Source organism: Streptomyces sp. NPDC000134, from assembly GCF_042899225.1.
Taxonomy (GTDB): Bacteria; Actinomycetota; Actinomycetes; order Streptomycetales; family Streptomycetaceae; genus Streptomyces.
Genome location: NZ_JBIAZN010000008.1, coordinates 130800 through 149401, shown reverse-complemented (window position 1 = coordinate 149401; position 18602 = coordinate 130800). Strand labels below are relative to the sequence as shown.

Here is an 18602-nt window from a genome sequence, read left to right as displayed (position 1 = left end):
GAACTACCGGATGGGCATTCCGGAGAGCGTCCGGGCGATGACGAGCCGCTGGATCTCGCTCGTGCCCTCGAAGATCGTGTAGATCGCGCTGTCCCGGTGCATCCGCTCCACCGGATACTCCCGCGTGTACCCGTTGCCGCCCAGGATCTGGATCGCCTGGGCGGTCACCTTCTTCGCCGTCTCGCTCGCGAACAGCTTGGACATCGACCCCTCGGCCGCGGTGAACGGCCTGCCGTTGATCGCCATCCAGGACGCCCGCCACACCAGCAGCCGCGCCGCGTCGATGGAGGTCCGCATGTCCGCGAGCTGGAAGGCGACCCCCTGGTTGTCGATGATCGGCCGGCCGAACTGCCGCCGGGTCTGCGCGTACTCCAGCGCGACCTCGTAGGCGGCCCGTGCCGTGCCGACCGCCATCGCGCCGACGGCCGGCCGGGACGCCTCGAACGTGGCCATCGCCGCGTTCTTGACCCTCCCCCAGCCTTCGGCCGGGGGGACCCCCACCCCGCCCTGCCTGGCCTTCTCCCGGGCCCGCGCGAGCCGCGCGTCGAGCTTCTCCTTGCCGCCGAGCAGGCAGGAGCCGGGGACGCGCACGTCGTCGAGGACGACCTCGGCGGTGTGCGAGGCGCGGATGCCGTGCTTCTTGAACTTCTGGCCCTGCGCGAGCCCCTTGGTGCCGGGCGGCACGATGAAGGAGGCGTGCCCCTTGGAGCCCAGCTCGGGGTCGACGACGGCGACGACGACGTGGACGTTGGCGATGCCGCCGTTGGTCGCCCAGGTCTTCGTGCCGTTGATCACCCACTCGTCCTTGGCCTCGTCGTACACGGCCCGGGTGCGCATGGAGGCGACGTCGGAGCCGGCGTCGGGCTCGGAGGAGCAGAAGGCGGCGACCTTGACGTCGTTGGCGTCGCCGTACATCTGGGGAATCCAGGTGCCGATCTGCTCCTCGGTGCCGTTGGCGAGGACGCCGACGGCGGCGAGGCCGGTGCCGACGATGGACAGGGCGATGCCCGCGTCGCCCCAGAACAGCTCCTCCATGGTCATGGGGATGCCGAGGCCGGTGGCGTCGAAGTACTGCTGGGCGTAGAAGTCCAGGGAGTAGATGCCGACCTTGGCGGCCTCCTGGATGACCGGCCAGGGGGTCTCCTCGCGCTCGTCCCACTCGGCGGCGGCGGGACGGATCACGTCGGCGGCGAAGCCATGGAGCCAGTCCCGGACCTCCTTCTGCTCGTCGTTCAGCTCCATGGTGAACTCGGCCATGTCCCCTCCAGCGGCGCACATGCGTGTTACTTGCGGTAACACTCAGTCTGTTACCCGCTGGTAGGAAAAGTCAACTCCCAGCAACCCGTTCGAGGTGCGCGGTGTCATGGGTGTTAGTTTGCGCAGGCGTCACCGAATCAGCACGGGTGGGGAGAGCACATGGACACCACGCAGCGGACCGATCAGCAGCGGTCGGCCGACCGCCGACGGCGGGAGCTGCTGGAGGCCGCCGACCGGGTGGTGCTGCGCGACGGCCCGCACGCCTCGATGAACGCGATCGCGGCCGAGGCCGGGATCACCAAGCCGATCCTCTACCGGCACTTCGGCGACAAGGGCGGACTGTACGCCGCGCTCGCCCAGCGGCACACGGACGCGCTGCTCGCCTCGCTGCGGGCCGCGCTGGACGCCCCGGCGGAGCGGCGGGCGCGCGTCGAGGCCACCCTGGACACCTACCTCGCGGCCATAGAGGCCCGCCCCCAGGTCTACCGCTTCCTGATGCATCCGGCGGAGGGCGGCGCCGCCCAGGGCGACCAGGGCTTCGACGTCGGCAAGCACTCCGCTCCCCTGCTGCGCCGCATGGGCGAGGAGCTGGCCCAGGTCATCGAGGAGCGCCTCGACCTCGGACCGGACGGCCAGCGCCAGGCCCGGGTCTGGGGCCACGGCATCGTCGGCATGATGCACGCCGCCGGCGACTGGTGGCTCGGCGAACGCCCGTGCTCCCGCAAGGAGTTGGTCAGCAGCCTGGCCGACCTGCTCTGGGGCCGCCTGGCCGCGGCCGCCGACCTCAGCGGCGGCCCCGGGTTCTAGGGCCTGTCGTTCGGATCACCCCGCAGACGCGGGGTCCGGCACCGGCAAGTCCCGCCGATGCCCCCTAGCCCCGGCTCCAGGACGCCCTGGCGGCCCGCCGTTCCAGGCGGCGCTTGCGCCAGCCGGTGAGGCGGTCGGCGTACAGGCGGCCCTGAAGGTGGTCGTACTCGTGCTGGAGGCAGCGGGCGAAGAAGCCGCTGCCGCGCACGGTGACCGGCTCCCCGGTCACCGTGAAACCCTCGATCACCGCGTGGTCGTGCCGCTCGGTGCCGGCCTCCAGGCCCGGCAGCGACAGACAGCCCTCCGGTCCGCGCACCACCACCCCGCCGGTCTCCACCAGCCTCGGATTGACCACGTGGCCGAGGTGGCGCACGTCCTCGTCGTCCGGGCAGTCGTACACGAAGACCCGCGCGGACTCGCCGACCTGGTTGGCGGCCAGGCCCACGCCCCGGGCGGCGTACATGGTGGCGAACAAGTCCTCCACGAGGGCGGCCAGTTCGGGGCCGAAGCGGGTCACCTCGCGGCACGGCTCGCGCAGTACCGTGTCACCGAGCAGGGTCAGGGGCCGGACGCGCCCGCGGGCGCCCGGGATCGGGCCGTGTCGCATGGGCGCAAGGGTACGGTCCCGCCGGGCCCCGGCCACCGCGCGGCCGGGCACGATTCGGGAGTGCGAATGGATCTCGATAGGCTGAGGTCCACACCGCGTGGCCGTCAGGCCTCACAGGCTTCAGGCGCGGCGCGTACGCAAGGAGGATCGAGAACTGATGGCAGGCACCTCGGACCCGCTCACGCCGCGGGCCAAGCTGGCGGTGACCGCGGGCAAGGCGGTCGCGGCTGCGTCCCGCGCCGCCGGACGCGGCAGCGGTTCGGTGATCGGCGGCCGGGTAGCGCTGAAACTCGACCCCGACCTCCTGGCCCGGCTCGCCCAGCACCTGGACGTGACCCTCGTCTCGGCGACCAACGGCAAGACCACCACCACCCGGCTCATCGCCGAGGCGCTGAAGGCGGCCGGCCCGGTCGTGTCCAACGCGCTCGGCGCCAACATGCCGGCCGGCATCACCTCCGCCCTCGCCGGCGGCACGGACGCCCGGTACGGCGTGATCGAGGTCGACGAGAAGTACCTCGTCGGCGTCGCCCAGGCCACCGACCCCAAGTGCATCGCGCTGCTCAACCTCTCCCGGGACCAGTTGGACCGCGCCGCCGAGACCCGGATGCTCGCCGAGAACTGGCGGGAGGGCCTGGCCGGCTCCAAGGCCGTGATCGTCGCCAACGCCGACGACCCGCTGGTGGTGTGGGCCGCCTCCTCCTCCCCCAACGTGATCTGGGTCGCCGCCGGGCAGATGTGGAAGGACGACGCCTGGTCCTGCCCGTCCTGCGGCGGCGTGATGCAGCGCCCCGGCGACGACTGGTTCTGCGGCGAGTGCGGCTTCCGCCGGCCCACGCCGAGCTGGGCGCTCTCCGGCGACCACGTCCTCGACCCGCACGGCTCGCCCTGGCCGATCCATCTCCAGTTGCCGGGCCGCGCCAACAAGGCCAACGCCGCCTCCTCGGCCGCCGTCGCCGCCGTCTTCGGGGTGCCGCCGCAGGTCGCCCTGGAGCGCATGTACCAGGTGCAGGCGGTCGCCGGACGCTACGACGTGGTCCAGTTCCAGGGCCGGGACCTGCGCCTGCTGCTGGCGAAGAACCCCGCGGGCTGGCTGGAGACGTTCTCCCTGATCGACCCGCCGCCGACCCCGGTGATCCTCTCGGTGAACGCACGCGGCGCGGACGGCACCGACACCTCCTGGCTGTGGGACGTGGACTACACCCGGCTGACCGGCCACCCGATCTGCGTCATCGGTGACCGCAAGCTGGACCTCGCGGTCCGCCTGGAGGTCGCCGACCAGCAGTTCCAGGTGTGCGAGAACCTCGACCAGGCCGTCCAGGCGTGCCCCCCGGGCCGGATCGAGGTCATCGCCAACTACACCGCGTTCCAGGACCTGCGCCGCCGCGTCGGCAACTGAACCAACGGACCTGTAGGGGACTTGAAGTGAGCGACAACCAACTGCGGGTCGTCTGGATCTACCCGGACCTGCTCAGCACCTACGGCGACCAGGGCAACGTCCTCGTCGTCGAGCGCCGCGCCCGCCAGCGCGGCCTGGACGTGGCCCGGCTCGACGTGCGCAGCGACCAGCCGATCCCGACCTCCGGCGACATCTACCTGATCGGCGGCGGCGAGGACCGCCCGCAGCGGCTCGCGGCCGAGCGGCTGCGCCGCGACGGCGGGCTGTACCGGGCGGTGGAGAACGGCGCGATCGTCTTCTCGGTCTGCGCCGGCTACCAGATCCTCGGCCACGAGTTCGTCAACGACCTCGGCCAGCGCGAGCCCGGTCTCGGCCTGCTCGACGTGGTCTCGGTGCGCGGCGAGGGCGCCCGGTGCGTCGGCGACGTCCTCGGCGACGTCGACCCCCGCCTGGGCCTGCCCCCGCTGACCGGCTTCGAGAACCACCAGGGCGTCACCCACCTCGGCCCGACCGCCCGCCCCCTCGCCCAGGTCCGCTTCGGCAACGGCAACGGCACCGGGGACGGCACCGAGGGCGCGTACAACGACACGGTCTTCGGTACGTACATGCACGGGCCGGTGCTCGCCCGGAACCCGCTGATCGCGGACCTGCTGCTGAAGCTGGCCCTGGACGTGAACGCGCTGCCGCCGACCGACGACCGCTGGTACGAGGCGCTGCGCGACGAGCGCATCGCGGCGGCCCAGCAGCCCGCCTAGACCACGAGCGCGGACCCGTCTGATGGGCCGTACGCACAGGTGAGCGGGCACGTCCAGCAGGCGGACGCCTGGTGCGGCCCCGCCCCCTGGTGCCGCTAGGGTGGCGGGGATCGAGCCGGACAGCGCGGTCCGGTCCCCGCGCCCACTTCGAGAAGGTAAATCGGGCTATGCGCATTGGTGTCCTCACGTCCGGCGGCGACTGCCCCGGCCTGAACGCCGTCATCCGGTCCGTCGTGCACCGTGCCGTCGTCGACCACGGCGACGAGGTCATCGGTTTCCGGGACGGCTGGAAGGGCCTTCTGGAGGGCGACCATCTCAAGCTCGACCTCGACGCGGTCAGCGGCATCCTGGCCCGCGGCGGCACCATCCTCGGCTCCTCCCGGGTCCGTCCCGAGCACTTGCGCGACGGTGTGGAGCGGGCCCGCGGCCATGTCGCGGAGCTGGGCCTCGACGCGATCATCCCGATCGGCGGCGAGGGCACCCTCAAGGCGGCCCGGCTGCTCTCCGACGCCGGCCTGCCGATCGTGGGCGTGCCGAAGACCATCGACAACGACATAGCGGTCACCGACGTCACCTTCGGCTTCGACACGGCCGTGACGGTCGCCACGGAGGCGCTGGACCGGCTGAAGACCACCGCCGAGTCGCACCAGCGGGTGCTGATCGTCGAGGTCATGGGCCGGCACACCGGCTGGATCGCGCTGCACTCCGGCATGGCGGCCGGCGCCCACGCCATCGTCGTACCCGAGCGGCCCTTCGACATAGCGGAACTCGCCGCGAAGGTCGGTGAGCGTTTCTCCGCGGGCAAGCGGTTCGCGATCGTGGTCGCGGCGGAGGGGGCCAAGCCCAAGCCGGGGACGATGTCGTTCGACGAGGGCGGCAAGGACGCCTACGGGCACGAGCGGTTCGCCGGGATAGCCCGGCAGCTCTCCCTCGAACTGGAGCAGCGGCTCGGCAAGGAGGCGCGGCCGGTGATCCTCGGGCACGTGCAGCGCGGGGGGACGCCCACCGCGTACGACCGGGTGCTGGCGACGCGGTTCGGGTGGCACGCGGTGGAGGCCGCGCACCGCGGGGAGTTCGGGATGATGACCGCGCTGCGCGGGACGGACATCGTGATGGTGTCGCTGGCGGAGGCGGTGGAGACGCTGAAGACGGTGCCGCAGGAGCGGTACGCGGAAGCGGACTGCGTGCTCTAGCCCGCGGTCCGGATGCGGTTCGCCGCGACCTGCCGCGCCCCCGGTGACTTCGGCCGCCGGGGGCGGTTCTAGTCTGGGGGCGGACAGACAGCGTCAATCAGCACGAAATGGGAGCCGGCGATGGATCACAGCGGGCACGGCATGATGACGGATCTGCCGCCGTTCACGCTGGGGCGGGGGCTCGGGTGGTCGGCCGATCCGTTCTTCCTCGTGGCGTGCTTGCTGGGGCTCGCGCTGTACGGGTGGGGGGTCGCGCGACTGGTGCGGCGCGGGGACGCCTGGCCGGTCGGGCGGACCGTCGCCTTCCTGGTCGGCGTGCTCAGCATCGCCCTGATGATGTGCACCCGGCTCAACGACTACGGCATGGTCATGTTCAGCGTGCACATGGTGCAGCACATGATGATCAGCATGGTCTCGCCGATCCTCATCCTGCTCGGGGCCCCGGTCACGCTGGCACTGCGCGCGCTGCCGCCGGCCGCCCGGGGCAGCAAGGGGCCGCGTGAGCTGCTGCTGATGCTGCTGCACAGCCGGTACATGAAGGTGGTCACCCACCCCGTCTTCACCATCCCGCTGTTCATCGCCAGCCTGTACGCGCTGTACTTCACCCCGCTGTTCGACTTCCTGATGGGCTCCAGGGTGGGGCACATCGCGATGATGGTGCACTTCCTCGCCGTCGGCCTGGTCTTCTTCTGGCCGATCATGGGCGTCGACCCGGGCCCGCACCGCCCGGGGTACCTCATGCGGATGCTGGAGCTGTTCGCGGGCATGCCGTTCCACGCGTTCTTCGGCATCGCGCTGATGATGGCGTCCACGCCGATGGTCTCCACGTTCGAGAACCCCCCGGCGTCGCTGGGCATCGACGCGCTCTCCGACCAGAACGCGGCCGGCGGGATCGCCTGGGCGTTCAGCGAGGTCCCCTCCGTGCTGGTACTGCTCGCCCTGCTGTTCCAGTGGTACGCCTCGGACCAGCGGCACGCCAGGCGCAAGGACCGGGCCGCCGACCGGGACGGCGACAAGGAGCTGGAGGCGTACAACGCCTACCTCGCCTCCCTGAGCACCCGCGGCAACTGAAATCCGCCACACATCTCGTCGTCCCCGCCCTGCCCGGACGGAACCGGGGCACCATGGAGGGTGAACGGACCACGAGGAGGGTGTCGCGATGCCCGGTTCCACGGACAGTTCCACGAAGACGATGGGGGCGCTCACCATCGGGGGCCTGGTGGCGGTGACGGCCTACACGGTGGCGCTCGGCAGCAACGGCTGGCTGTGGTTCGGCTGGGTCGTGCTGGGGCTGCTCACGCTGGGCATGATCGCCACCCGCAGCGCCTGACGGTCAGGCGCGGGCCGGCCGCGCCGCCGGGTGGACGCCCGGCTGGTACTTCGGAAGCCGGACGGTGATCTTCATGCCCGCGCCGACGGCCGTCTCGATGACCAGGGCGTGCTCGTCCCCGTACACCTGGCGCAGCCGGTCGTCGACGTTGGACAGGCCGATGCCCCCCGACGGGCTGACCTCGCGGGCCAGGATGCGGCGGAGCAGGGCGGGGTCCATGCCGGCGCCGTCGTCCTCGATGACGACGAGGGCCTCGGCGCCCGCGTCCTGCGCGGTGATCTGGATGTGGCACTTGTCCGACTTGCCCTCCAGTCCGTGCTTGACGGCGTTCTCGACCAGGGGCTGAAGGCACAGGAAGGGCAGGGTGACCGGCAGCACCTCGGGGGCGATCTGGAGGGTGACGGCCAGCCGGTCGCCGAAGCGGGCCCGGACCAGCGCCAGGTAGTGGTCGATGGCGTGCAGTTCGTCGGCGAGGGTGGTGAAGTCGCCGTGCCGGCGGAACGAGTAGCGGGTGAAGTCGGCGAACTCCAGGAGCAGCTCGCGGGCGCGTTCGGGGTCGGTGCGGACGAACGAGGCGATCACCGCCAGCGAGTTGAAGATGAAGTGCGGGGATATCTGGGCCCTGAGCGCCTTGATCTCGGCCTCGATCAGGCGGGTGCGGGACTGGTCGAGGTCGGCGAGTTCCAACTGGACGGAGACCCAGCGGGCGACCTCCCCGGCGGCCCGGACCAGCACGGCGGACTCGCGGGGCGCGCAGGCCACCAGCGCGCCGTGCACCCGGTCGTCGACGGTGAGCGGGGCGACCACCGCCCAGCGCACCGAGCAGTCCGGGGTGTCGCAGGTGAGCCGGAACGCCTCGCCCCGGCCGGTCTCCAGCGGCCCGGCGAGCCGTTCCATGATCTCGGTGCGGTGGTGGGCGCCGACGCCGTCCCAGACCAGGACCTCCTTGGTGCCGGTCAGACAGAGCGCGTCCGTGCCGAGCAGGGAGCGCAGCTTGCGGGCGGACTTGCGGGCGGTCTCCTCGGTCAGCCCGGCCCGCAGCGGCGGCGCGGCGAGGGAGGCGGTGTGCAGGGTCTGGAAGGTGGCGTGCTCGACGGGGGTGCCGAGCCCGCCGAGGCTCTCGGGGCGGGCCGTGCGCCGGCCCAGCCAGAAGCCCGCCGCCAGCAGCGGCAGCACCGCGACGCACAGCCCGGCCAGGAAACCGCTCATACCGTCGCCTCCGTGCGCAGGTCCTCGGGGAGGTGGAAGCGGGCGAGGATCGCCGCCGTGCCGGCCGGCACCCGGCCCGGGGTGGCCAGGGAGACCAGCACCATGGTGAGGAAGCCCAGCGGCACCGACCAGAGCGCGGGCCAGGCCAGCAGGGCGTGCGGCGCTCCCCCGCCGCCCGGGAGGCCCGCCATGGTCGCCGCCACCGCGAGCAGCGCGGAGCCGCCGCCGATCAGCATCCCGGCCGCCGCGCCCGGCGGGGTCAGCCGCCGCCACCAGATGCCGAGGACCAGCAGCGGGCAGAACGAGGACGCCGACACCGCGAAGGCGAGGCCGACCGCGTCGGCGACGGGCAGCCCGCCGACCAGGACGCTCGCGGCCAGCGGTACGGCCATGGCGAGCAGGGTGCCGAGCCGGAAGTGCCGCACGCCCCGGGTGGGCAGCACGTCCTGGGTGAGGACGCCCGCGACGGCCATGGTCAGGCCGGAGGCGGTGGACAGGAACGCGGCGAAGGCGCCGCCCGCGACGAGGGCGCCGAGCAGGTCGCCGCCCACTCCCCCGATCATCCGGTCCGGCAGCAGCAGGACGGCGGCGTCCGCGTCGCCGGTGAGGGTGAGTTCGGGGGCGTAGAGGCGGCCGAGGGCACCGTAGACGGGCGGCAGCAGGTAGAAGGCGCCGATCAGGCCGAGGACGGCGACGGTGGTGCGGCGGGCGGCGACGCCGTGCGGGCTGGTGTAGAAGCGGACCACGACGTGCGGCAGGCCCATGGTGCCGAGGAAGGTGGCGAGGATCAGTCCGTACGTGGCGTACAGGGGGCGTTCGGTGCGGCTCTCGGCGCGGGACGGGGAGAGCGCGTCGTCGGCGCCGGGTCCGGCGGACGTCGGTACGGGGGTGCCGGGGGCGAAGGTGAGGCGGGTGCCCGCGTCGATGCGGTGGGGGCCGGCGGGGAGAAGGAGCCGGGTGCCGTCGTGCGGGCGGCCGTCCACGGTGCCGTCGACCGTGACGGTCAGCGGCCGGTCCAGCTTCAGGGCGAGGGCGTCCGCGACCCGGACGGTGTGCTGCTCGCGGAAGGCGGCGGGTTCCTCGAAGGCGCGGGCCGGGGCGCCGTCGGCCTGCCAGGCGAGGATCAGGAAGAGGACGGGGACCAGCAGGGCGGTGAGTTTCAGCCAGTACTGGAACGCCTGGACGAAGGTGATGCTGCGCATGCCGCCGGCGGCGACGATGGCGGTGACCACCAGGGCGACGATCACCCCGCCGAGCCAGTCGGGCGCCCCGGTCAGCACGGTCAGCGTCAGTCCGGCGCCCTGGAGCTGGGGCAGCAGGTACAGCCAGCCGACGCCGACCACGAAGGCGCCCGCGAGCCGGCGGACCGCCTGGGAGGCGAGCCGGGCCTCGGCGAAGTCGGGCAGCGTGTAGGCGCCGGAGCGGCGCAGCGGGGCGGCGACGAACAGCAGGAGCAGCAGGTACCCGGCGGTGTAGCCGACCGGGTACCAGAGCATGTCGGGGCCCTGGACCAGTACCAGGCCGGCGATGCCGAGGAAGGACGCGGCGGAGAGGTACTCCCCGCTGATGGCGGCGGCGTTCAGGCGGGGGCCGACGGTGCGGGAGGCGACGTAGAAGTCGGAGGTGGTCCGGGAGACGCGCAGGCCGAAGGCGCCGACGAGGACGGTCGCGACGACGACGAGGGCGACGGCGGGGACGGCGTAGCTGGAGTTCACGGCGGCTAGCGGTCCTCCACGAGCCGGACGAGGTCGCGTTCGTTGCGCTCGGCGCGGCGGACGTACCAGCGGGCGAGCAGGACGAGCGGGGCGTACAGGGCGAAGCCGAGGACGGCCCACTCCAGGCGGCGGGCGCCGGGCAGCGCGGCGAACAGCAGCGGCAGCGGGCCGACCAGCAGCACCAGCACGGCGAACACGGCGAGGGCGGCGCGCAGTTGGCTGCGCATCAGGGAGCGGACGTAGGTGTGGCCGAGGGTGGTCTGCTCGTCGATCTCGGTGCGCGGCCGGTAGGCGCCGAAGGCTTGGGGGTGGCGCCCGCGCGAGCGGAGCCGGGCGTGCGGGAGGGCGCGGTGGGCGCGGCGGGGCGGGCCGGTGACGGTGACGCGGCGGTCGGCGGGGTCGTTCGGCACCGTCAGGTCCTCCTCATCAGCAGGTCCCGCAGCTCCCGCGCGTGGCGGCGGCTGACCTGGAGTTCCTCGGCGCCGACCAGGACGCTGACGGTGCCGGCGTCCAGGCGGAGTTCGCCGATGTGGCGCAGGGCGACGAGGTGGCGGCGGTGGATGCGGACGAAGCCGCGGGAGCGCCAGCGGTCCTCCAGGGTGGACAGCGGGATGCGGACCAGGTGGCTGCCCTGGCCGGTGTGCAGCCGGGCGTAGTCGCCCCGGGCCTCGACGTGGGTGATGTCGTCGACCGCGACGAAGCGGGTGACGCCGCCGAGTTCGACGGGGATGTGGTCGGGGTCGGGTTCGTGGACGGGGATGCGGGGCGGGGTGCCGCGGAGTTCGGCGGCGCGGCGGACGGCTTCGGCCAGGCGTTCGCGGCGGACGGGTTTGAGGACGTAGTCGACGGCCTTGAGGTCGAACGCCTGGACGGCGAAGTCCTCGTGGGCGGTGACGAAGACGACCAGCGGCGGCCGGGCGAACCCGGTGAGCAGCCGGGCCAGGTCCAGGCCGTCCAGGCCGGGCATCTGGATGTCGAGGAAGACCACGTCGATGGCGTCGGGGCCGTCGGGGCCGGACTCCAGGGCGCGGTTGATGCGGCGCAGCGCCTCGGTGGCGTCGCCCGCGCCCTCCGCGCTGCCGACCCGCGGGTCGGCGTTGAGCAGGTACACGAGTTCTTCCAGCGAGGGGCGTTCGTCGTCGACGGCCAGGGCGCGCAGCATGGACGTGGAGTCTAGGGGCGTTTCGCACGCCTGCACACGCCCCGCAGCACGCCCGTTCGCGCTGGATACAGTGCCCGCATGAACAGCAGGCCGCCGTCCTTCGACGAACTGGACCGGAAGATCGTCACCGCGCTGATGGCCAATGCTCGGGCGTCCTTCGCCGAGATCGGCGCGGACGTCGGGCTGTCGGCGACGGCGGTCAAGCGGCGGGTGGACCGGCTGCGGGAGACCGGGGTGATCACCGGGTTCACGGCCACGGTGCGGCCGTCGGCGCTGGGCTGGCGGACGGAGGCGTACGTGGAGGTGTACTGCGAGGGCGCGGCCCCGCCGCGGCGGCTGGCGGAGGTGGTCCGCAACCATCCGGAGATCGCGGCGGCCATGACGGTGACCGGCGGCGCGGACGCCCTGCTGCATGTGCGGGCGCGGGACGTGGAGCACTTCGAGGAGGTGCTGGAGCGCATCCGGGTGGAGCCGTTCATCCGCAAGACGATCAGTGTGATGGTGCTGTCCCATCTGCTCCCGGACAGTCCGGAGGCGGGCGCCAGCCAGGTGGCGCCCGAGGGCGCAGCGAACACGCGCTGACGAGCTGGACAACGCAGGATCGCTGCGCGGACACGCAGCTTTCGTCGCTTGTCGCCCGTACGGGTCGCTTTCTACCGTGGTGTCACCGAACTGTGACGTTCCGTGCGGAAGCGGAGGAACCCCTGCGTGCCCGACTCCCGTGTGCCGCGCCCGCGGCGCTTCCTGGTCTGCGAACCCCGACACTTCGCCGTCAGCTACGCGATCAACCCGTGGATGCGGGCCGGCCGGCCCGTGGACCCGGTCCGGGCGCTGGACCAGTGGCAGGCGCTGGTGGACGCCTACCGCGCGCACGGCCACACCGTCGACACCGTCCGGCCGGTGGCCGGGCTGCCCGACATGGTGTTCGCCGCCAACGCGGCGGTGACCGTGGCGGGCCGGGTACTCGGCTCCCTGTTCAAGGCGCCGGAGCGGCGGCCGGAGTCCCTGCCGTACGAGGCGTGGTTCAAGGCGGAGGGCTTCGAGGTGCACCGTCCGGAGGCGGTGTGCGAGGGCGAGGGCGACCTGGTCCCGGCCGGGCGGTGGGTGCTGGCCGGCACCGGCTTCCGTACCGTCCCGGCGGCCCATCGTGAGGCGCAGGAGTTCTTCGGGGTGCCGGTGATCTCCCTGACGCTGGTGGACCCGTACTTCTACCACCTGGACACCGCGCTGTTCGTGCTCGGCGACGAGGGCGGCGGGAACGTCGCCTACTACCCGGGCGCGTTCAGTCCCGGCAGCCGGGAGGTGCTGGCCGGGCTGTATCCGGACGCGGTGCTCGCCACCCGCGAGGACGCGCTGGCGTTCGGGCTGAACTCCGTCTGCGACGGGCGTCAGGTGTTCCTCTCCCCGGGGGCGACCGCCCTCGCCGGCCGGCTCGCCGAGCGCGGCTATGTCCCGGTCCCCGTCGACCTGTCCGAGTTCCACAAGGCGGGCGGCGGCATCAAGTGCTGCACTCAGGAGATCCGTTCATGACCGCATCCGCGCACCCCCGTACGTCCGCCGAGCTGATCCGCGCGGAGGAGCCCGTCGTCGCGCACAACTACCACCCGCTGCCGGTGGTGGTCGCCAGCGCCGAGGGCGTCTGGATGCGGGACGTGGAGGGCCGCCGCTATCTGGACCTGCTGGCCGGGTACTCGGCGCTCAACTTCGGGCACCGGCACCCGGCGCTGGTCGAGGCCGCGCACCGCCAGCTCGACCGGCTGACGCTGACCTCCCGGGCCTTCCACCACGACCGCCTGGCCGGTTTCGCCGCCCGGCTGGCCGCGCTGACCGGCACGGACATGGTGCTGCCGATGAACACCGGCGCGGAGGCGGTGGAGAGCGGCATCAAGGTGGCCCGCAAATGGGCGTACGAGGTGAAGGGCGTCCCGGACGGCGCCGCGACGATCGTGGTGGCGGCCGGCAACTTCCACGGCCGGACGACGACGATCGTGGGCTTCTCCACCGACGAGTCGGCCCGGTCCGGCTTCGGGCCGTTCACGCCGGGTTTCCGGATCGTGCCGTACAACGACCTGGCGGCGCTGGAGGCGGCGGTCGACCCGACGACGGCGGCGGTGCTGATCGAGCCGATCCAGGGCGAGGCGGGGGTGCTGATCCCGGACGACGGCTACCTGGCGGGGGTGCGGGAGGTGACCCGGCGGGCGGGCTGCCTGTTCATCGCGGACGAGATCCAGTCGGGGCTGGGCCGCACCGGGCACACCCTCGCCGTGGAGCACGAGTCGGTGGTCCCGGACCTGGTGCTGCTCGGCAAGGCGCTGGGCGGCGGCATCGTGCCGGTGTCGGCGGTGGCCGGCCGGCGGGACGTGCTCGGGGTGCTGCGGCCGGGCGAGCACGGCTCGACGTTCGGCGGCAATCCGCTGGCCGCCGCGGTGGGCACGGCGGTGGTCGAACTGCTGGAGACGGGCGAGTACCAGCGCCGGGCGGCCGAGCTGGGCGTGCTGCTGCGCGAAAAGCTGGCGGCGCTGGTCGGCCGGGGGGTGGTGGGCTTCCGGGCGCGGGGGCTGTGGGCGGGCGTCGACGTGGACCCGGCCCTGGGCAGCGGCCGGGAGATCAGCGAGCGGCTGATGCGGGAGGGCGTGCTCGTCAAGGACACCCACGGCGCCACGATCCGGCTCGCCCCACCGCTGACGATCACGGCGGAGGAACTGGAGGGCGCGCTGAGCGCCCTGGAGAAGGTGCTGACGGCCTGAGGCTAGGGCCTGTCCCCGTCGAGCCGCGCCACGCGGGTCACGTTCTCCCGGTCCTCGGCGTCCTCGCTGGGCGTGCCCGCGAACCAGGCGTCGAGGATCTCCGTGAGCAGCGGCCCGGAGGTCAGCCGGAGGCTGAGCGCGAGGACGTTGGCGTCGTTCCAGCGGCGGGCGCCGTCGGCGGTGTACGCGTCGGCGCACAGGGCGGCGCGCACGCCCGGCACCTTGTTGGCGGCGATCGAGGCGCCCGTGCCGGTCCAGCAGCACACCACCGCCTGGTCGGCCCGGCCGTCGGCGACGTCCCGTGCCGCGTGCTCGGAGCAGTGCGCCCACCGGGAGTCGGCGCCGGGCCGCAGCGCCCCGTGGGGCAGTACCTCGTGGCCGCGGCGGCGCAGCTCCTCGGCGAGGAGGCGGGCCACGGGTTCGTCCATGTCGGAGGAGACGGCGATCCGCATGGTCCGCAAGCCTACCCGCGCAGGTCACGGGTCGGTCCGTACGAGTGAACCCCGCATTTTGTGGCAGGCGAGGTTGGAAAGCTGATGGACACGCGTTTGTGCCGTTTGGAGCGGTATGCCCTTGGAAAGGAACCCCGCCACGTCCCCCACCGACCACGCACCCGTGCCCGACTCCGCAGCGGTCAGGCGTCACCCCACCCTCTTCCGCGCCGTCAAGCGCCGGCGCAACCCCCGGCTGCGCAGGTCGGACATCACGGTGACGGACGAGCGCGCCGTCAAGCGGGCGGTGAAGGCGGCCTCCCTCGGCAACGCCATGGAGTGGTTCGACTTCGGCATCTACGCCTACCTGGCCGGCACCATCGGCCGGGTCTTCTTCCCGTCCGGCAGTGACACCGCGCAGTTGCTGTCGTCGTTCGCGACCTTCGCCGTCGCCTTCCTGGTGCGTCCGGTCGGCGGGATGGTCTTCGGGCCGATGGGCGACCGGATCGGCCGCAAGAAGGTCCTCGCGCTGACGATGATCCTGATGGCGATCGGCACCTTCGCGATCGGGCTGCTGCCGACCTACGCGGCCGTCGGCTTCTGGTCGCCGCTGCTGCTGATCGTGTTCCGGCTGCTCCAGGGCTTCTCCACCGGCGGCGAGTACGGGGGTGCCTCGACCTTCATCGCGGAGTACGCCCCGGACAAGCGGCGCGGGTTCTTCGGCAGCTTCCTGGAGCTGGGCACGCTGGCCGGGTACACCGGCGCGGCCGGTCTGGTCACCGCCCTCACCGCCTGGCTGGGCAGCGACACGATGGACGCCTGGGGCTGGCGGGTGCCGTTCCTGGTCGCCGGTCCGCTGGGCATCGCCGGTCTGTATCTGCGGCTGAAGCTGGACGACACGCCCGCCTTCCTGAAGCTGGAGGAGGGCACGGTGCACATCTCCGAGGCGGCGGACGCGGTGGAGACCACGACCCGGGGCGACCTGGCGAAGATCTTCCGGCAGCACTGGCGGACGCTGGTGCTGTGCGTGGCGCTGGTCGGCGCGTACAACATCAACGACTACATGCTGCTGTCGTACATGCCGACGTACCTCTCGGACGAGCTGGACTACAGCGAGACGCACGGGCTGCTGGTCCTGGTGGTGACGATGGTGGTGCTGATGCTGATCGTCAACCGGGTGGGCCGGCTCTCCGACCGGTACGGCCGCAAGCCGGTGCTGATGGCCGGGATGCTGGGCTTCCTGGTGCTGTCCGCGCCCTCGTTCCTGCTGGTGCGGCAGGGGGGCCTGTGGGCCGTGTCGGCGGGGATGCTGATGCTCGGCCTGTCGCTGGTCTGCCTGCTGGGCACGATGTCGGCGGCGCTGCCGGCGATGTTCCCGACGCCGGTCCGGTACGGGTCGCTGTCGGTGGGCTACAACCTGTCGACGTCCCTGTTCGGCGGCACCACTCCCCTGGTGATCACCGCGCTGATCGGCGCGACCGGCTCGGACATGATGCCCGCCTACTACTCGATGGCCGCGGCCCTGGTCGGGATCGTCGCCGTCGCCTGCATGAAGGAGACGGCGCGCAAGCCGCTCGCGGGCTCCCCGCCCTCGGTGCAGAGCGAGGCGGAGGCGGCGGCCCTGGTGGAGGGGCAGGCACCGGTGCCGAAGTTCTGAGCCGCCGGGGCGGCGCCCGGGGCAGGCCGTCGGGCGCCGCCGGTGCTCAGCGGACTCTCGGCGGGCGGGCGGCGGCGCGGGCCGCGTTGTTGAAGATCCGGCGCAGGTGCTTGGCCGCCGGGCAGGGCGCGGCGTCCGCCTGGCACTGATGGCAGTACCGGCGGTGCGCGTCATAGTCCTCGCGCGCTTGTTCGACCGAGATCTCGGGCTGGTTCATGGGCTGCATGCGAAACTCCTGGCGGACCTGCCGGCGCCCCGGACCGTGCGGGGCGGACACCGGCTTCTCGGGGGGTGAGGGCGGCCCGGACATCATTGCCCGAGGCTCCCGGTTGGCATGATCAACTTGTTACTCGGAGTACGGCAAGGCGAGCCCCGATCGCTGCCCTCGCGGACCGGAGCGCTGCCCCGGGACACCGGGTCCGAGGGGGTCCCTTCGGGCCATCGGGTCCGAGGGGGTCCCTTCGGGCCGACGGCCTGTCAACATCGTCCTCAGGCGTTCTGCGGTGCGAGCGAGAGGCGATCCGTGTTCTACAACCTGCTCAAATTCGTGCTCCTGGGCCCGCTGCTGAGACTGGTCTTCCGGCCCCGGATCGAAGGGCTTGAGCATGTGCCGGCGTCCGGCGCGGCCATCGTCGCCGGGAACCACCTGTCGTTCGCGGACCACTTCCTGATGCCGGCGGTCCTCAAGCGCCGGATCACGTTCCTGGCGAAGGCCGAGTACTTCACCGGGCCGGGCCTGAAGGGGCGGCTGACCGCCGCGTTCTTCCGCGGCGCCGGGCAGATCCCGGTCGACCGCTCGGGCAAGGACGCGGGCCGGGCCGCGATCACCGAGGGGCTGCGCGTCCTCGGCCGGGGAGAGCTGCTCGGCATCTACCCCGAGGGCACGCGGTCGCACGACGGACGCCTCTACAAGGGCAAGGTCGGCGTCGCCGTGATGGCGCTGCGGGCCGGGGCGCCGGTCGTGCCGTGCGCGATGATCGGCACCTTCGAGGCCCAGCCGCCCGGCCGCAAGATCCCCCGCCTGCACCCCGTGGTCATCCGCTTCGGCCCGCCCCTGGACTTCTCCCGCTACGCCGGGATGGAGGAGGAGAAGACGATCCTGCGCGCGATCACCGACGAGATCATGTACGCCGTCCTGACGCTGTCCGGGCAGGAGTACGTCGACCGGTACGCGGCCGACGTCAAGGCGGAGGCGGCGCAGGGCGCCCGGGGGCGCCGGTTCCCGCGGATGCCGCTCACCTGAGGTCTGCCGTCGGCGAATACCCGTGGCGCGAGCGGACCCGGCATGCCTACGGTCCCGGTATGACACGCGCTGTGGTGATCGGAGCGACCGGGCAGATCGGACGGGCGGCCGTGCGGGCACTGGCCGGGGACGGCTGGGAGGTGACGGCCGTCTCCCGGGGCGGTGACCGGGACCCCGGCCGGCCGGACGGCGTGCGGGTGGTGCGGGCCGACCGGGAGGACGACGCGGCCCTCGCGGCGGCGGTCGGCGACGGCTGTGACGTGCTGGTCGACACGGTGGCCTACGGCCCCGCGCACGCCCGGCAGTTGACGGGGCTGGCCGGGCGGGTCGGCTCGGCGGTGGTGATCTCCAGCGTCTCGGTGTACGAGGACGACGAGGGCCGCAGCTTCGACACCCAGGACCGGCCCGGCGGCTTCCCCGAGTACCCGGTGCCGCTCACCGAGGGACAGCGCACGGTCCGGCCGGGCGACTCCTCGTACAGCACCCGCAAGGCGGCGCTGGAGCGGGAGCTGCTCGCCGCGGGGGACACGCTGCCGGTGACGCTGCTGCGGGCGGGCGCGGTGCACGGGCCGTACTGCCGCACCCCGCGCGAGCTGTGGTTCGTCAAGCGCAACCTGGACGGCAGGCGCCGCCGCGTGCTGGCGTACGGGGGTGCCAGCCGCTTCCATCCGGCGGCCGTGGGCAATCTCGTCGAGCTGGTCAGGCTGGCCGCCGCGCGGCCGGGGACCCGGGTGCTGAACGCCGTGGACCCGGACGCGCCGACGGTGGCCGAGATCGGGGCGGCGATCGACGCGGTGATGGGCGTCGAGACCGAGGACGTGCTGGTGGACGGCCCGCCGCCCGCCGAGGGGGTCGGCGACACGCCCTGGTCGGTGCCGGCGCCGGTGGTGTGCGCCATGACGGCGGCCGAACGGGAGCTGGGCTACCGGCCGGTGAGCCGCTACGCCGAGACGCTCCCGGAGACGGTCGCCTTCATCGAGCGGCGACTGGCCGGGCGGGACTGGCGGGAGGCGTATCCCCAGATGGCCCGGACGTACGGCGACCTCTTCGACTACGCGGCGGAGGACGCCTGGCCGCCGGCCTGAGCGTACGC

At 72.8% G+C, this 18602-nt stretch carries 20 protein-coding genes; 12 read left to right on the top strand and 8 right to left on the bottom strand.

Annotation, left to right across the window (positions count from 1 at the left end):
• Positions 1–3: 3 nt before the first annotated feature.
• Entirely contained in the window at positions 4–1257 is a 1254-nt protein-coding gene (locus ACFY32_RS14165) for an acyl-CoA dehydrogenase family protein (protein WP_359197412.1), read from the bottom strand.
• A 159-nt stretch (positions 1258–1416) separates the two neighbouring features.
• Here ACFY32_RS14165 and ACFY32_RS14160 point away from each other — a divergent pair, with 159 nt between their 5' ends.
• Positions 1417–2064: a TetR family transcriptional regulator gene (locus ACFY32_RS14160; protein ID WP_359197415.1), complete on the top strand. Its 648-nt coding sequence runs from the start codon at positions 1417–1419 to the stop codon at positions 2062–2064.
• Between the two features lie 64 nt (positions 2065–2128).
• Here the strand turns inward: ACFY32_RS14160 and def are convergent, their stop codons facing one another.
• Positions 2129–2671: a peptide deformylase gene (def, locus tag ACFY32_RS14155; RefSeq protein ID WP_359197417.1), complete on the bottom strand. Its 543-nt coding sequence runs from the start codon at positions 2669–2671 to the stop codon at positions 2129–2131.
• 157 nt (positions 2672–2828) lie between these two features.
• Between def and ACFY32_RS14150 the strand changes: the two genes are divergently transcribed.
• The 5 genes from ACFY32_RS14150 to ACFY32_RS14130 all read left to right on the top strand — a co-directional run bounded on the left by ACFY32_RS14150 (position 2829) and on the right by ACFY32_RS14130 (position 7345).
• A complete protein-coding gene (locus tag ACFY32_RS14150) occupies positions 2829–4067 on the top strand; it encodes a MurT ligase domain-containing protein (protein ID WP_190207932.1) in 1239 nt (412 codons plus the stop codon).
• Positions 4068–4093: 26 nt separating this feature from the next.
• Positions 4094–4822, top strand: a complete 729-nt coding sequence (locus ACFY32_RS14145; protein WP_359197421.1) for a glutamine amidotransferase — start codon at positions 4094–4096, stop codon at positions 4820–4822.
• Between the two features lie 167 nt (positions 4823–4989).
• Positions 4990–6015 carry a 6-phosphofructokinase gene (locus ACFY32_RS14140; RefSeq protein WP_359197424.1) on the top strand — a complete coding sequence of 342 codons (1026 nt, stop codon included), beginning with the start codon at positions 4990–4992 and terminating at the stop codon, positions 6013–6015.
• A 120-nt stretch (positions 6016–6135) separates the two neighbouring features.
• Complete coding sequence (locus ACFY32_RS14135; RefSeq protein ID WP_390674322.1) at positions 6136–7086, top strand: cytochrome c oxidase assembly protein; 951 nt, start codon at positions 6136–6138, stop codon at positions 7084–7086.
• 88 nt (positions 7087–7174) lie between these two features.
• Positions 7175–7345 carry a hypothetical protein gene (locus ACFY32_RS14130; protein WP_359197429.1) on the top strand — a complete coding sequence of 57 codons (171 nt, stop codon included), beginning with the start codon at positions 7175–7177 and terminating at the stop codon, positions 7343–7345.
• Between the two features lie 3 nt (positions 7346–7348).
• Here the strand turns inward: ACFY32_RS14130 and ACFY32_RS14125 are convergent, their stop codons facing one another.
• From ACFY32_RS14125 to ACFY32_RS14110, 4 genes are read right to left on the bottom strand one after another with little or no spacing between them, the layout of a single operon-like run.
• Positions 7349–8554: a sensor histidine kinase gene (locus ACFY32_RS14125; RefSeq protein ID WP_390674321.1), complete on the bottom strand. Its 1206-nt coding sequence runs from the start codon at positions 8552–8554 to the stop codon at positions 7349–7351.
• Complete coding sequence (locus tag ACFY32_RS14120; RefSeq protein WP_390674320.1) at positions 8551–10269, bottom strand: cation acetate symporter; 1719 nt, start codon at positions 10267–10269, stop codon at positions 8551–8553. The genes ACFY32_RS14125 and ACFY32_RS14120 overlap by 4 nt, the downstream gene beginning before the upstream one ends.
• 5 nt (positions 10270–10274) lie before the next feature.
• On the bottom strand, positions 10275–10679 hold the full coding sequence (locus ACFY32_RS14115; RefSeq protein WP_359197436.1) for a hypothetical protein: 405 nt from the start codon (positions 10677–10679) through the stop codon (positions 10275–10277).
• Positions 10680–10681: 2 nt separating this feature from the next.
• Positions 10682–11431, bottom strand: coding sequence for a LytTR family DNA-binding domain-containing protein (locus tag ACFY32_RS14110; protein ID WP_359197439.1), 750 nt, complete (start codon positions 11429–11431; stop codon positions 10682–10684).
• A 78-nt stretch (positions 11432–11509) separates the two neighbouring features.
• Between ACFY32_RS14110 and ACFY32_RS14105 the strand changes: the two genes are divergently transcribed.
• The 3 genes from ACFY32_RS14105 to rocD all read left to right on the top strand — a co-directional run bounded on the left by ACFY32_RS14105 (position 11510) and on the right by rocD (position 14178).
• Positions 11510–12013 (top strand): Lrp/AsnC family transcriptional regulator, encoded by a 504-nt coding sequence (locus ACFY32_RS14105; protein ID WP_359197442.1) that lies wholly within the window; start codon positions 11510–11512, stop codon positions 12011–12013.
• A gap of 126 nt (positions 12014–12139) precedes the next feature.
• On the top strand, positions 12140–12961 hold the full coding sequence (gene ddaH, locus ACFY32_RS14100; protein ID WP_359197445.1) for a dimethylargininase: 822 nt from the start codon (positions 12140–12142) through the stop codon (positions 12959–12961).
• Positions 12958–14178 (top strand): ornithine--oxo-acid transaminase, encoded by a 1221-nt coding sequence (rocD, locus tag ACFY32_RS14095; RefSeq protein ID WP_359197448.1) that lies wholly within the window; start codon positions 12958–12960, stop codon positions 14176–14178. Before ddaH ends, rocD begins: the two co-directional genes overlap by 4 nt.
• 2 nt (positions 14179–14180) lie before the next feature.
• Here rocD and ACFY32_RS14090 read toward each other — a convergent pair whose 3' ends face one another.
• Complete coding sequence (locus ACFY32_RS14090; protein ID WP_390674319.1) at positions 14181–14630, bottom strand: RpiB/LacA/LacB family sugar-phosphate isomerase; 450 nt, start codon at positions 14628–14630, stop codon at positions 14181–14183.
• Positions 14631–14745: 115 nt separating this feature from the next.
• Here ACFY32_RS14090 and ACFY32_RS14085 point away from each other — a divergent pair, with 115 nt between their 5' ends.
• Positions 14746–16266 (top strand): MFS transporter, encoded by a 1521-nt coding sequence (locus tag ACFY32_RS14085; protein WP_390674318.1) that lies wholly within the window; start codon positions 14746–14748, stop codon positions 16264–16266.
• A gap of 46 nt (positions 16267–16312) precedes the next feature.
• Here ACFY32_RS14085 and ACFY32_RS14080 read toward each other — a convergent pair whose 3' ends face one another.
• Complete coding sequence (locus ACFY32_RS14080) at positions 16313–16492, bottom strand: hypothetical protein (protein ID WP_390674317.1); 180 nt, start codon at positions 16490–16492, stop codon at positions 16313–16315.
• Positions 16493–16789: 297 nt separating this feature from the next.
• Between ACFY32_RS14080 and ACFY32_RS14075 the strand changes: the two genes are divergently transcribed.
• On the top strand, positions 16790–17509 hold the full coding sequence (locus ACFY32_RS14075) for a lysophospholipid acyltransferase family protein (RefSeq protein WP_359197460.1): 720 nt from the start codon (positions 16790–16792) through the stop codon (positions 17507–17509).
• A 59-nt stretch (positions 17510–17568) separates the two neighbouring features.
• On the top strand, positions 17569–18594 hold the full coding sequence (locus tag ACFY32_RS14070) for an NAD-dependent epimerase/dehydratase family protein (protein ID WP_390674316.1): 1026 nt from the start codon (positions 17569–17571) through the stop codon (positions 18592–18594).
• Positions 18595–18602 lie beyond the last annotated feature (8 nt).